Origin of the sequence: Albirhodobacter sp. R86504 (assembly GCF_042466415.1) — a bacterium.
In the GTDB taxonomy this organism is placed as follows: Bacteria; Pseudomonadota; Alphaproteobacteria; order Rhodobacterales; family Rhodobacteraceae; genus Albirhodobacter.
On record NZ_JAXHCH010000002.1, the window covers coordinates 2,654,796 to 2,668,691 of the forward strand.

General features: G+C 60.3%; 11 protein-coding genes. 6 read left to right on the forward strand and 5 right to left on the reverse strand.

Going from position 1 to position 13,896, the window contains the following annotated elements:
- Nucleotides 1-42: 42 nt before the first annotated feature.
- Both SJY32_RS14830 and SJY32_RS14835 read right to left on the reverse strand, forming a co-directional pair.
- Nucleotides 43-573, reverse strand: coding sequence for an adenine phosphoribosyltransferase (locus SJY32_RS14830; protein ID WP_376877049.1), 531 nt, complete (start codon nt 571-573; stop codon nt 43-45).
- Nucleotides 574-776: 203 nt separating this feature from the next.
- Nucleotides 777-1,640 carry an S-methyl-5'-thioadenosine phosphorylase gene (locus tag SJY32_RS14835; protein ID WP_376877052.1) on the reverse strand — a complete coding sequence of 288 codons (864 nt, stop codon included), beginning with the start codon at nt 1,638-1,640 and terminating at the stop codon, nt 777-779.
- 137 nt (nt 1,641-1,777) lie between these two features.
- On the opposite strand from SJY32_RS14835, the gene SJY32_RS14840 reads away from it, so the two are divergent.
- A complete protein-coding gene (locus tag SJY32_RS14840; protein ID WP_376877055.1) occupies nt 1,778-2,683 on the forward strand; it encodes a DMT family transporter in 906 nt (301 codons plus the stop codon).
- Between the two features lie 11 nt (nt 2,684-2,694).
- Here the strand turns inward: SJY32_RS14840 and SJY32_RS14845 are convergent, their stop codons facing one another.
- Nucleotides 2,695-3,291, reverse strand: a complete 597-nt coding sequence (locus tag SJY32_RS14845) for a flavin reductase family protein (protein ID WP_376877058.1) — start codon at nt 3,289-3,291, stop codon at nt 2,695-2,697.
- Between the two features lie 86 nt (nt 3,292-3,377).
- On the opposite strand from SJY32_RS14845, the gene SJY32_RS14850 reads away from it, so the two are divergent.
- The 3 genes from SJY32_RS14850 to SJY32_RS14860 all read left to right on the forward strand — a co-directional run bounded on the left by SJY32_RS14850 (nt 3,378) and on the right by SJY32_RS14860 (nt 5,312).
- Complete coding sequence (locus tag SJY32_RS14850; RefSeq protein WP_376877061.1) at nt 3,378-3,866, forward strand: GNAT family N-acetyltransferase; 489 nt, start codon at nt 3,378-3,380, stop codon at nt 3,864-3,866.
- Nucleotides 3,867-3,996: 130 nt separating this feature from the next.
- On the forward strand, nt 3,997-4,764 hold the full coding sequence (locus tag SJY32_RS14855) for an EcsC family protein (RefSeq protein ID WP_376877064.1): 768 nt from the start codon (nt 3,997-3,999) through the stop codon (nt 4,762-4,764).
- Between the two features lie 74 nt (nt 4,765-4,838).
- Nucleotides 4,839-5,312, forward strand: a complete 474-nt coding sequence (locus tag SJY32_RS14860) for a DUF1178 family protein (protein ID WP_376877067.1) — start codon at nt 4,839-4,841, stop codon at nt 5,310-5,312.
- A 9-nt stretch (nt 5,313-5,321) separates the two neighbouring features.
- Here SJY32_RS14860 and SJY32_RS14865 read toward each other — a convergent pair whose 3' ends face one another.
- A complete protein-coding gene (locus tag SJY32_RS14865; protein WP_376877070.1) occupies nt 5,322-6,839 on the reverse strand; it encodes a pyruvate kinase in 1,518 nt (505 codons plus the stop codon).
- 287 nt (nt 6,840-7,126) lie between these two features.
- Between SJY32_RS14865 and SJY32_RS14870 the strand changes: the two genes are divergently transcribed.
- Together SJY32_RS14870 and ptsP are read left to right on the forward strand one after the other, a co-directional pair.
- Nucleotides 7,127-8,386 carry an aspartate kinase gene (locus SJY32_RS14870; RefSeq protein ID WP_376877073.1) on the forward strand — a complete coding sequence of 420 codons (1,260 nt, stop codon included), beginning with the start codon at nt 7,127-7,129 and terminating at the stop codon, nt 8,384-8,386.
- 96 nt (nt 8,387-8,482) lie between these two features.
- Nucleotides 8,483-10,732 carry a phosphoenolpyruvate--protein phosphotransferase gene (gene ptsP, locus SJY32_RS14875; protein ID WP_376877076.1) on the forward strand — a complete coding sequence of 750 codons (2,250 nt, stop codon included), beginning with the start codon at nt 8,483-8,485 and terminating at the stop codon, nt 10,730-10,732.
- A gap of 98 nt (nt 10,733-10,830) precedes the next feature.
- Here ptsP and SJY32_RS14880 read toward each other — a convergent pair whose 3' ends face one another.
- Nucleotides 10,831-13,893: an efflux RND transporter permease subunit gene (locus SJY32_RS14880; RefSeq protein WP_376877079.1), complete on the reverse strand. Its 3,063-nt coding sequence runs from the start codon at nt 13,891-13,893 to the stop codon at nt 10,831-10,833.
- Between the last annotated feature and the right edge of the window lie 3 nt (nt 13,894-13,896).

Genomic DNA, 13,896 nt, shown 5'->3' on the forward strand with positions numbered 1-13,896 from the left:
TTAGCGCGATTCCAATGAACGAAGCGTTAACGTTAAAGGGATTTAAAGCCCTTCGAAGTCGCAAAGCACAGCCACATTCATTCCCAACGCATCAAGCCGCTTGTGTCCGCCCAATTCGGGCAGGTCGACGATGAAGGAACAGCCGACGATATCGCCGCCGACGCGCTCAATCAGCTTAATCGCCGCCTCGCAGGTTCCGCCCGTTGCGAGAAGGTCGTCGACGATCAAAACCTTTTCGCCCGGCGCGATTGCATCTTCATGCATCTCCATCACGGCCTCGCCATATTCCAGCGTGTAAGCTTGGCTGATCGTTTGGCCGGGCAATTTGCCCTTCTTGCGAATTGGCACAAACCCCTTCGAGAGCTGGTGCGCAATCGCGCCGCCGAGGATAAAGCCGCGCGCCTCAAGCCCGACGATCTTATCAATTTTCTCCCCCGCCCATGGGTGCAACAACTGGTCAATCGCCATCCGAAATCCGCGCGGGTCGGCAAACAGGGTCGTAACGTCGCGGAACAAGATTCCCTCATGGGGGAAGTCGGCAATCGTGCGGATGTAATCTTTGACGGTTTTCATATGAGGCTCCGTGGCTTTGTTCGGCGATCGATCCGCCATAAGACGAGGATAGGGGGAGGTCTGTCGCGTCATCCCGACGCCGACCCTAACTGGAATGCGCGGCGGGCGGCATAGGGGAGGGGACGGTTTGACGCAAGGTGTTTTCCCCTGCGCCCGTTTTATCGCCTAAGCGCGGCCGCTGATATCGCCCTCGTATAGATTCCCTACATCACGCGTCCCGCGACAGATTTGAGAGCTTTCACCATCTCTGGGTCACGTGCCGACGGCGCAGTCATGATGGCTCCGTCCAGCGAGCGGTTGCATCCGCAAGGGCAGATGTCACGCGCGCTGACGCGCGCCGCGATGCCCGCGACCGTCGCGCGCGCATTGCCCGAATTGGCGGTCAGTGTCGCCACCACCTGTGCCACGTCTACCGCATCATGTCCGGGATGCCAGCAATCATAATCTGTGATCATCGCGACGCAGGCGTAGCAAATCTCTGCCTCGCGCGCGAGTTTTGCCTCCGGCATCCCCGTCATGCCGATCACATCCGCGCCCCATTGGCGGTAGAGGCGGCTCTCCGCGAGCGTCGAGAATTGCGGCCCCTCCATCGCAACGTACGTGCCCTTGTCATGCACTCGCACCCCCGCGCCCCTTGCGGCCTCGCCGCACAGCTTGCCCAAACGCGCGCATGTTGGATGCGCGAAGGGGACGTGACCTACGAGACCTGTTCCGAAAAAGGTCTTTTCGCGGGCGAATGTGCGGTCGATATATTGATCCACGATCAGGAAATCGCCGGGCGCGTAGGCCTCTTGCAAGCTGCCAACAGCGGAGAGCGCAACGATATCGGTGACGCCTAGCGCCTTGAGCGCCGCAATATTTGCGCGGTAGGGGACCGTGGACGGTGTGTGGACGTGACCGCGCCCGTGGCGTGGCAAGAAGGCCATCTTCACCCCGTTGAGTTCGCCGGTCAGGATCTCGTCCGAGGGCGCGCCGAAGGGCGTCTCGACCGCGCGCCACTGGGCGTTTTCCAATCCGTCGATCTGATAGACGCCCGAGCCGCCGATGATGCCAATGACCGGTTCCATATTCTCTCCAAGATGTCGTTGTCAGACGCAGACTAGGACGAGGATCGGCTTAGGAAAACCCTTGATTGTGCGGGATACATCTGCGCGCCTTGCCATCGGGCGACGGCCCGCCTAGCGTCGCCGCCGCGGAGGACCCAATGATCCAATCAGATAACATGCGCGGCGCGGCTTTCATGGTTGCGGCGATGGCAGGATTTGCCCTTGAGGATATGACGCTGAAGGCGGCCATGCATAGCATTCCGGTGGGCGAGGCTTTGATGGCTTTCGGGTTCTTGGGGATGTGCGGTTTCATTGCCCTGGCGGTGAGCCGCGGGCAAAAAGTGATCAACCCCGCCATCCGCAGTCGCGTTATGCTGCTGCGTGCGGCGTTCGAGGTCATGGGGCGGCTCGGCTACACGATTGCGATTGCGCTGATTCCTCTGTCGAATGCTTCCGCGATTTTGCAGGCGACGCCGCTTGTTGTCGTTGGGGCTGCGTCGCTATTGTTCGGCGAGCGCGTCGGCTGGCGGCGTTGGCTTGCGGTTGCGATCGGTTTTGTCGGCGTGTTGATCATCTTGCGGCCGGGATTGGATGGGTTTGATGCTGCGTCGCTCTGGGCACTCGTCGGGATGCTCGGATTCGCGGGACGTGATCTCGCCACGCGCAAAGCGCCGCCAATTCTGTCGAATTTCCAACTCGGGATTTACGGCTTCGCGATGCTGGTTCCCGTGGGCGCCCTGATATTGATGGTGACGGGCGATCCGGTTGTGCCGAACCTGAAGGACACAGGCTTGCTTGTTCTCGCCGCGGCGGTGGGCGTGCTGGCCTATTGGTCTTTGACCTGCGCGATGCGCGTGGGGGAGATCTCTGTTGTGACACCGTTCCGCTATATTCGCCTGCCCTTCGCCCTGGTTTTGGGGGCGGCGGCATTCGGCGAGCGCCCCGATCTTGCGATGGTTGTTGGATCGGTGCTCATCGTCGGCAGCGGCATCTACACCCTCACCCAAGCGCGCCGCCTGCCGGGCGTTGCGGATGAGGGCGTTGATCCGCGTTTGAAGCGGTGAGGGCCGCTTTCCTATTCCGGTCGCTCTAGCTCAAACACGTCGCGAACAGCGGCGTAATCTTGATACCCCATCCGCGCGAGATAACCGTCTTGCGGGCTGTAACGGCCGTCGACCAGACAATCTGGCCTGATGTGAATACCAACCGCCACACCGGTGCACAGGTAATTCGCCGTGCCTTCAAGTTTGACGATTTGCGTCATACGGCACTCGATTGACGCGGGCGCTTCGGCCACGCGCGGACAGGCGATCGTCTCGCATTCGGCAGGGGTCAATCCCGCGACGTCGAATTCTGACACACCCGCCGCCAAGGGGGCAGAGCTCGCATTCATCGGGGCCGTGAGGGCGGGCGTGACAAGGTTCACGCAAAATACGCCCGTCTCACGGATCTGCGCGAGTGTATCCTTGCCGGTGTCGCGGTCAGGTTTCGTGGAGGTCGATGCGAACATCAGTTGCGGCGGTGAATAGGCACATGCGGAGAAAAACGAATAGGGCGCAAGATTGTCGCCCAAAGTGCTGCGCGTCGAAATCCATGCGATAGGGCGAGGGGCGATAATCGCGTTCCAAGGGTTATGAGGGAGGCCATGGCCATCTTCGGGTCTGTAGAACATTGGGATTGCCTGTCATTTTCGCGTTGCGGGTTTGCCCTCACAGTGACGTCATGCTAGGCGCGATTCCAGTAGTTTTCGAGGGGCCGATGTATCAGCTAGAGGAAGAAACCGAGGCCGACTGGTGGGAGGTCGAGGCTTTATACGATCTTTGCTTTGCTCCTGGGCGGACGGCGTTGTCTTCTTATCGGCTCCGTGACGGGGTTCCGAAGGTGGCAGAGTTGTGCCTTGTGCTGCGCGATGATTGGGATGTGTTGGCGTCGGTGATCCGGTATTGGCCGGTGCGGGTGGCGGGCAAGCGTGTGCTGCTGCTGGGGCCGGTCGCGGTCCACCCCACGCGTCAGGGCGAAGGGCTTGGCGCGCTTTTGATGAGCGAGAGCCTCTCGGAGGCGCGCAGGCTCGGATGGGAGCGTGTGCTGTTGGTGGGCGATGCCCCCTATTATTCGCGCTTCGGGTTCAAAAAACTCGAAGGTGTTGTCATGCCGCCCCCCACGAACCCTGATCGCGTTCTGGGGTTGGAGTTGCAACCTGACGCTTGGCGGGGCGTCACTGGCGACGTCGTTAAGTTCAGCGAGTAAACGGCGCATTCTCGCCGATGCCCTTTCCAAAGGACGGATCACCTCCCATATTAAATCTAAGGCCTGTTCGGCTGCGTCGGGGATGCCGTCCCCGTGGTTGGCAGTCGGCGCAAGATGCGGAGTCTCGACGATGGCGGATCCAGAAATTTTGATGCCGGTGACGGAGCCGGAAATTACAAAAGAACTCAACGCTTTGGCTGCGCGCCACCGCGCCGCGAGCGGCGTCGGCATGCAGATCATGACCTACCTCGGGGGCTCGGCGGAAACTTTACTGTCCAAGCTGCCCGCGCCGGTCCGCGATGGTTTGGAGGGGGCGACTGCGCGTGCATTGCAAGGCGCGTTCGGCGCGGCCCAGCGTTCACGGGGCGTTGTCGGGGATCGTCCCGATTGGATGAACACTGCTCTTTCGACGGCGATGGGGGTCGTTGGCGGCGCGGGCGGGTTGGCGACATCCCTCGCGGAGGTGCCCTTCACGGTGACGGTTTTGCTGCGGTCAATTCAAGGAATTGCCAAGGAACACGGGTTCGACCCTGATGAAGACGAGGTGCGGTTGGAATGTCTGCGCGTCTTCGCAAGCGCGGGGCCGCTCGCGCAAGATGACGGGGCGGATATGGCGTTTGTGGCCGCGAAGGTCACGATTACGGGGCAGGGTTTACAGGGGCTGATCGCCAAGGTCGCGCCGAAGCTGGCGGCCGTTTTGGGGCAAAAACTTGCCGCGCAGGCCGCTCCCGTCTTGGGCGCTGTTGCGGGCGCGGCGGTGAACTATTCCTTCACCAGTTATTATCAAGAGATCGCGCGGGTGCATTTCGGCCTGAAAGCGCTGGCGCGGGATCGCGGATTGGATGAGGGGTTGATGCGCGAGGAACTGATCGCCCGTATCGCGAAACCCAAAGCGTAGAGGCACGCCCGCGTCGATCGTGCTATCTTGCAATCTGCGCCCCATCGCATATTTCACGGTGCGAGGAGAAACCGATGATCCGCTACGCGCTGAAATGTCATGCAGGCCACAGTTTTGATAGCTGGTTCGCATCTGCCGATGCTTATGACAAGCTTGCCGCAGGCGGGATGATTTCTTGCGCGGAATGTGGGTCGACGCGGGTCGAGAAAACACTGATGGCGCCCGCAGTGCGCCACAAATCGGCAGGCTCTTCACCTCAAGCCGCTGCGGGCGAGACCGTCCCCGCGCCGTCATCGGATCCGCGTGGCGCCTATATGTCGCGCGAGGGCGAGATGCAGCGTGCTGTCGCGCGGTTGCGCAAAGAGGTTGAGGAGAATTCGGCCTATGTCGGGAGTAATTTTGCCAAGGAAGCGCGCGATATGCATGAGGGCACGGCCCCGACGCGCGCGATCTACGGCGAGGCCCGCCCCGAGGAGGCAAAGAAATTGATTGAGGACGGTGTGCCGGTTCTGCCTTTGCCGTTCATTCCCAAACGCAAAACGAATTGATCCGCCGCATCAGCTCGTAGAGCCCTGCTGTGTTTCTTGCCATAGGCCGAGCGCACCAAGGCGCGGCGAATGTTTGGTTTGATAGCGATCCAGCCTCGTGAGCAGGGCGCGCAGATATTTTACCGTGCCAAGAATATGCGGGCCCTTTTCGAGCATCACGCATTCGGCGCGCTGGCCAAGCGCGGCATCGGCCGTCTCGCTTTGCAATACGAGCCCGTCGCCCAGCATACCCTCAAGAACCTGCGGCGCCCAAACCACAGGCACTTCCGCGGCATCGCACAGCCAAAGAAGTTCGTCCTGGATTTCCGATAGCCGTTCGAACCCGAATTCGTCCGCGAGATCGGCGCGCGCGATCATCACGCCGACCGGCACCCGCCCCCCCGCAGCGACGATCAGCTCCGGCAGGTTCTGCAACGCTTTGGGCGTCTCGATCCGCAGCATGATCGCGGGGAGATCGGCTCGATTGATGACCTTTGCCTCGATCTCCATCGCCTTGATCAGGGTCCCCACATCGTCACGCGTCTGCACGAATCCGAATCCGATGATGTCAGCATGACGCATCGCGATGGGCAGGGCCTCAAGATCGTGTTGTGTCACCGCCGGTATCTCCAGATCCGCGCGCGGCAAAGTTACCCGGCGTCCCGGCTTCAGCCGCATTCCTTTCGGGCGCAGCATTTGCACCTCGCACAGAACGCGATCGTCTTCGACCTCAACCACGAGCGCACGCAGCTTGCCGTTTTCAATCCGGATCTCCGCACCGGCAGTCAGGCTGGCGAAAACCTCCCGATAAGTCAGGGTGACTTCCGGCGCGCGTAGTTTCCGGCGGGCTTTGCCGACGGTGAGCGATTTGGAGATGTAGAACAGCCCCCCCTGATGCAGGCGTGGCGCATCAATCTGCACGTCCAAAATCCGGATTTCGGGCCCGACCAGATCGAACTGGATCTTGCGCCCCGCGGCCTCCGCGGCAAGTGCCTCCCAAATTTCGGGCGTATCAACGCCGCAATCAATCCGTAAGCAATCAGCGCCCGCCGCAATGATTTGCGGTGTGAGGTCCGTCTCGACGGCCTGCGCAGGCAGGGTCACCATGATGCGCGTCCCGTTTTCCCCGCAGGCTCCAAACAACGCGTCGCGGCGCGCTTTCAGCCGCGCCGGTCCGGCAGCGAAAATCTCCGTGGGCGGAAAATCGATCACACGCTCCTGCGCGCTTGTTTCTTCCCCGATCAACGCAAGGGCCGCAAGAACTGCGTCAAGTGAGGGGCGGACATGCGCCTCCGCACGGCTCATCGATGAGAGCCCGAGCGCGGTCAGCCGCGGCTGAAACGGCGCCAGATCGCCCCGCCGAAACGCCAGATAATCCGCCAGGTTGCGGGCGGAGCCGTGGAATTCAGGGCGCAGGATGTGCCCGCGCCATTGATCGAACCGCAGATTGGCGCGCCGCGCCATGTCCTCACGGATTTCCAGCAAGGCCGTATGCAGGCCGCGGGCCTCCGCACGGCGTTCTGCGGCGTCGATTTCGATACGTGTCATGGCGCGCTCCTCCCTAATGGCTTTGCTCTAGGCAGGGCATGCGACACTGCCGTGACGGTTAAGTGACGTGCGCACAACCGTCGCGCGATATTCCTGTGATGGGCGAAGACGCGCTCAAATCGATGCGGGGCTCACGAACTTTGCGGGCGGTCGGTCGCAAGAACTTGCGCCAAGCCGTTGGTGAAATGCGCCAAATCAACCATTGTCCTTGCATGCGCCCCCCCCATCCGTTAGCAGGTTTTTGATTGTTTTCCGGGGCCGTTCCCGGTTGCTTATGGGGGGTCGTCATGCCGCTTCTCGTTATGAAATTTGGGGGCACTTCGGTAGCCGATCTCGACCGCATCAAAAATGCGGCCGCGAAGGTTAAACGCGAAGTGGACCGCGGATATAATGTGATCGTTATCGTTTCCGCGATGTCGGGAAAAACCAACGAGTTGGTGAACTGGGTCGAACAGACCTCGCCCTTGTTCGATGCGCGTGAATATGACGCAATCGTTTCGTCGGGCGAGAATGTCACCGCCGGCTTGATGGCGCTCACGCTTCAAGAGATGAGCGTTCCTGCGCGGAGCTGGCAGGGATGGCAGGTGCCGATCAACACGACCTCGGCGCATTCGTCGGCGCGGTTCGTGTCGATCCCGCGTGAGAACCTCGATACGAAATTCGACGAAGGTATGCGCGTGGCCGTCGTGGCTGGCTTCCAAGGCGTTTCGCCCGAAGGCCGCATCACGACATTGGGGCGCGGCGGGTCAGACACCACGGCCGTCGCGTTCGCGGCGGCCTTTGAGGCCGAGCGTTGCGATATTTATACCGATGTGGACGGCGTCTACACCACCGATCCGCGGATCAGCCAAAAGGCCCGCAAGCTCGATAAGATCGCGTTTGAAGAGATGCTAGAACTGGCGTCCTTGGGCGCGAAGGTCTTGCAGACGCGGTCTGTTGAATTGGCGATGCGCTACAATGTGCGCTTGCGTGTGCTATCCTCGTTCGAGGATACGGATGAAACCTCTGGAACCCTTGTTTGCGGTGAGGATGAACTCATGGAATCGAAAGTTGTCTCCGGCGTAGCTTATTCGCGCGATGAAGCGAAAATGACCCTCGTGACGGTCGAAGATCGTCCGGGAATCGCTTCGGCGATCTTCGGGCCTTTGGCGGATGCTGGCGTGAACGTCGACATGATCGTGCAAAATATCTCCGAGCGGGATTATGAAGGCCATGCGGGCGCGGTCACGGATATGACCTTCTCCTGCCCGATCAATCAGGTTGCGCGGGCGCAAAAGGCGATGGAAGACGCGAAAGCGGCGGGCAAGATCGGCTATGACGATCTGGTTATCGACACCGATGTTGCGAAAGTTTCGGTCGTCGGCATCGGGATGCGGTCGCATGCAGGCGTGGCGGCGATGATGTTTAAGGCGCTTTCAGCGGAAAACGTGAACATCAAAGTTATCTCGACCTCGGAAATCAAAATTTCCGTATTGATTGACCGAAAATATATGGAATTGGCCGTGCAGGCCCTCCATGATGCTTTTGAATTGGAAAAAGCGGTCTAATCAGGCCGTTGAATGACCTGAGCCGGATATCGGGTGGTGGCGGACGCGCCAGACAACCTGAGGTTGCGGATCGGTTCGGAGGGGACGGCAGGGCGAATGACCGAACGAAGCGAGAGTGACAGCCGTAAATTGCTGCGGCGTCTTCGCGACACACTCGCCACCTCAGGGGGCGGGCAGGATCGGCTCGACCGGATCACCCATCTGATCGCGGATTCGATGCACACGCATGTGTGCTCGATCTACCTTTTCCGAGACCCAGAAACCCTTGAGCTTTGCGCAACCGAGGGCCTGAAGGCCGAGGCTGTGCACCAGACGCGGATGCGTCTCGGCGAGGGGCTCGTGGGGCGTGTGGCCCGCAGCGGTCGGCCCGTAAACTCCGGCAATGCACCCGCAGAGCAAGGGTTCCGCTACATGCCCGAGACGGGCGAGGAGATCTATTCTTCCTTCCTCGGTGTGCCAATCCAGCGCGTTGGCGAGAAGCTCGGCGTCTTGGTCGTGCAATCGCGTGAGGCGCGGCAATATTCCGACGATGAGGTCTACGGGCTTGAAGTCGTTGCGATGGTTCTTGCAGAGATGACGGAGCTCGGCGCGTTTGTGAACGAGGGCGAGACCCTCGGTGCGCAGCATCGACACCCGTTGATGATCCGTGGCGGCACCGGTCAGGAAGGTGTCGCGGAGGGGCGCGTGTGGCTGCATGAGCCGCGTGTGGTGGTCACCAATCCGGTCGGCGACGATCCTGATGCCGAAGAAGCGCGCCTGACGGGCGCCATTGAGACGTTGCGCAATCAGATCGACGAGATGCTGACCGCGAGCGCGGGGTTGGACAAAGACCACCGCGCTGTGCTTGAGACCTACCGGATGTTTGCCCATTCACGGGGCTGGTTGCGGCGGATGTGCGAAGATATCCAACGCGGCCTGTCTGCCGAGGCAGCCGTCGAAAAGGAGCAATCGCTCGCCCGCTCAAAGCTGGAGCAATCGCCCGATCCCTATCTGCGCGAGCGTTTGAACGACCTTGATGACCTTTCGCATCGCTTGCTACGTATCTTGACGGGGCAAGGCCACGACACTGGCGCCGAGATGCCGGACCAGCCGGTGCTTGTGGCGCGTAACATCGGGCCAGCCGAATTGCTCGATTACGGGCGTAAGCTTAAGGGCGTGGTGCTTGAAGAAGGCTCCGTCGGGTCGCATGCGGCGATTGTGGCGCGGGCGCTTTCCATCCCCTTGGTGATCAATGCCAAACGGATCACGACTGAAGCCTTGAACGGCAATCAGATTTTGGTCGACGGCGACCAAGGGATTGTCCATCTGCGGCCCGAAGAAAGTGTCGCGAAGGCTTTTCGCGAGGGTATCGCGATGCAGGCCGAGGCCCAAAGCCGTTATGCAAGCCTGCGCGATTTGCCTGCGCAGGCCCTGTGTGGCGAGACGGTCAGCTTGATGATGAACGCGGGGCTGATGGCGGACCTACCGTCGCTGGAGGGCTCGGGGGCGGAGGGCGTCGGTCTTTACCGAACGGAATTGCAATTCCTGACGCGCACCCGCGTGCCCTCGCGCGGGGATCTCGCAGCGCTCTACGCGCGGGTGATGGACGCAGCCCAGACGAAACCTGTCAACTTCCGCACTCTTGATATCGGGTCGGATAAGGTCCTTCCCTACATGAAACCGCAGGATGAGCCTAACCCTGCGATGGGATGGCGCGCGATCCGTGTGGGGCTTGATAAACCGGGTGTGTTGCGGATGCAGTTGCAGGCACTCATTCGGGCTGCGAACGGGCGGCCGCTGTCGGTGATGTTCCCCTTCATCGCCACGCCCAACGAATTCTACGACGCGCGTGATGCGCTCTATAAAGAATTGGATCGCGAAGGCGGTCGGGGCCGGACATTGCCGAGCAAAATCCGCATCGGGGCGATGCTTGAGACTCCGTCGCTCGCCTTCGCGCCCGATAAGTTCTTCCAGTCGTGCGACTTTATCTCGATCGGCGGGAATGATCTCAAGCAGTTCTTCTTTGCGGCGGACCGCGAGAATGAACGCGTGCGGCGGCGGTACGACACGTTGGATGTCAGTTTCCTGACCTTCTTGGAAAAGATCGTCGCGCGCTGCGCGGCCTCCGATACGACGCTGTCATTTTGCGGGGAGGACGCGGGGCGGCCCGTTGAGGCGCTGACCTTCGCGGCGCTCGGGTTCCGCAATCTGTCGATGCGACCCGCCTCCATCGGTCCGATCAAGCACCTGATCCGGCGCACCAATCTGGCGGACCTCAAAGAGGTTATCTTGGAAGCCCGCGCGACAGGCGCGCAAACCGTGAGGCCGTCTGTCTTGCATTATCTGGCGCAAGCAAAGCCAAGCTGATCAAAACGTCCAGCATTATATATAAAAAACGCAGCGATCCTCTCGCTGCGTTTTTCACGTTTTATCCCCCCACCGAAGGTGTCGGCGGGGGCGGGGAGTTAATGCGCCGTGTGGGCGTGTTGGGCCTTTTTCCACTTCTCGTCAGAGAGTGAGATGAAGGTATAGAACATCGGCACGACGAAAAGGGTGAACCCTGTTCCAAGGATCAAACCGAAGAACATCACGATTCCCATGGCCTGACGGGCCGCCGCGCCTGCCCCCTCTGCGAGGATCAACGGGATCACCGCGAGCGCCATGGCGGCGGTTGTCATCAGGATAGGGCGCAAACGCACAGTTGCGGATTCCACGATGGCGTCGCGACGTGACATCCCGTTTTCGCGCTGCATATTCGCGAATTCGACCATCAAGATGCCGTGCTTGGTGATTAGACCGATCAGCGTGATCAATCCCACCTGCGAATAGATGTTCAGGGTTCCGAGGCCGAGGTTCAGTGGAATAATCGCCCCGAAAATCGTCAGCGGAACCGTCATCATGATGATGAGCGGATCGCGGAAGCTCTCGAACTGTGCGGCCAGCACGAGGTAAATCACGATGAGCGCTGCAGCGAAGGCGATTACAATCGTATTGCCCTGCGTGACTTCCAAACGTGACTGCCCCGAGTAATCGATGAAGAATCCGCTGGGCAATGTCTCATCCGCGATGCGTTTCAACTCGGCCAGCCCGTCGCCCGTCGATTGCCCCGGCAGGGGCAGCGCGGTGAGCGTGGCGGAGTTGAGCTGGTTGAACTGCTCGATGGAGGACGCCATGACGCCTGTCTCGATGCTCACCACGGACGACAAAGGAACCATCTCGCCCGTCGCGGCCCGCACGAAGTAGGTGCCGAGCTGTTCTGGGTTTTCGCGGAGGTCCTGCGGGACTTGCGTGATAATGTCGTAGCTGTTGGAATCGCGATCGAATTGCGATACCGCACCGCCCCCAACCAAAAGCGCAAGCGTCGTTCCGATCTGGCTGACAGGGACGTTCAGCGTCGCCGCGCGATCACGGTCAATTGTCACGCGCGCTTCCGGTGCGTCAAACGCGAGGGAGTTTTGCACGACGATGAACTTGCCTGATGCCTGGGCCTTGTTCTTGATCTCCTCGGCAACTTCCGCGACGCGGTCAGGCGCGTGGATCGATTGGATCACCATCGAAATAGGCAAACCGCCGCCCGTTCCAGGCAGGGTAGGGGGCGCGAAGACGAAGCCTTGCACACCGGCGATCTTGTCGAGGCGACCTTGCACCTCGGCTTGGATCTCGGCTTGGCTGCGCGATCTATCGGCCCAGTCTTTCAGCGACCAGATGTAGATTCCCGAATTGGACGCGCCGCCGAAGCCAGCAATCGAAAATTCGGTGCGGACTTCTTCGATGTCGCTCGTCGCGGCGGAAATCTGATCGGTGTAGAGCTTGGTGTAATCGGTCGTCGCGTAGCGCGGGCCGTTCAGGAAAGCAAACAAGACGCCCTGATCTTCATCGGGTGCAAGCTCGCTAGACGTTTTTTGGAACAGGAAACCTGTCGTCGCGACGAGCACGATGATCATAAGCAGTGTCACGGGGCGATAGTTTAGCGAGCCGCTGACCATGCGGCCATACCACGCCGAAATGCGGTCGGAGTAGCGGTCCACGGCCTTTTGGAACTTCGACGCGCCCCCATGTTTCAACAGTCGCGCAGACATCATCGGGGTAATCGTCAAGGCGATAACCCCAGAGAGGATCACCGCACCCGCCAGAGTGAAGGCGAATTCGCGGAAGAGGGCCCCCGTGATGCCGCCGGTAAAGCCCAGCGGCGCGAGAACGGCGGCGAGCGTGATGGTCATCGCAATAACGGGGCCGGTGATCTCCTGCATGCCCTTGATCGCGGCGGGCATCGGCTCCATGCCGTCCTCGATGTGGCGGTGGATGTTTTCGACGACGACAATTGCGTCATCCACCACAAGGCCGATCGCCAGAACCATCGCCAGCAAGGTCAGCAGGTTGATCGAATAACCCAGCGCCAACAGCAACGACATCACGCCGATGAGCGAAAGCGGAATTGTGATGATTGGCATCGCCACCGACCGGAACGATCCGAGGAACAGCAAAATCACGAGCACCACGATGATGACCGCTTCTTCCAAAGTTTTGAAAACCTCGGAGATGGAGGCCGAGATCGTATCGGTCGAATCGTAAACCAATTCGATCTGCATTCCTTCGGGCAACGAGTCGTTAATCGCAGGCAAATCCGCGACGACCGCAGCCGCCGTGTCCAACGGGTTCGCGGACGGTGTCGAGGTGACGCCGATAAACGTGCCCGCGGTTCCGTTGAAGGTCACGATCTCGTCTTGCTCTGCCGCAGCCAGCTCGATTGTGGCGACATCGCGCAGGCGCACAACCGCATCGCCCTCCGAGCGCAGCGGCAGCGCCCCAAACGCGTCAGATGTCTGCAGCGTTGATTTCAGCGTGATCGAGCGCGCGATATACTCGTTTTCAGTCTTGCCGGGAGCAGCAAGGAAGTTCGACGCCTGAATAGCGTTGAGAACCTCGGATGCCGTCACATTGCGCGATGCCATCTTGAGTGGATCAAGCCAAACACGCATCGCATATTCGGACGCACCAATAATCTGAATCTCCGCGACGCCAGAGATTGTCGACATGCGCGGGCGGATCACGCGATCCAGATATTCAGTGATCTGTTCTTGCGTCATATTCGGGTTTTGCGCCGCGAGATACATGAGCGCGAAGGTCTGTCCCGTGCCTTTGACAATGACGGGGTCATCGGCTTCAGACGGCAATTGACCGCGAACTTGTTGAACCTTTGCGAGAACTTCGGTCAGCGCGACATCCGGGTCGGATCCGAGCTTCATGTTGACCGAAACGATCGAGGCCGATGACGTCGATTGCGAGGTGACGTAATCGATATTCTCCGTTGTCGCGACTGCTGCGGCGATCGGGGCGGTGACGAAGCCTTGGATCAGATCCGACGGGGCGCCCGCGTAAACGGTTGTGATGGTGACAACCGTCTCTTCGACCTCTGGATACTGGCGCACCGGAAGGGAAAAGATCGCTTGGAACCCCAAGAGCAACATGAAGGCGCCGAGAACCGTCGACAGGACGGGGCGGCGGATAAAGAGTTCTGAAATGCTCATACC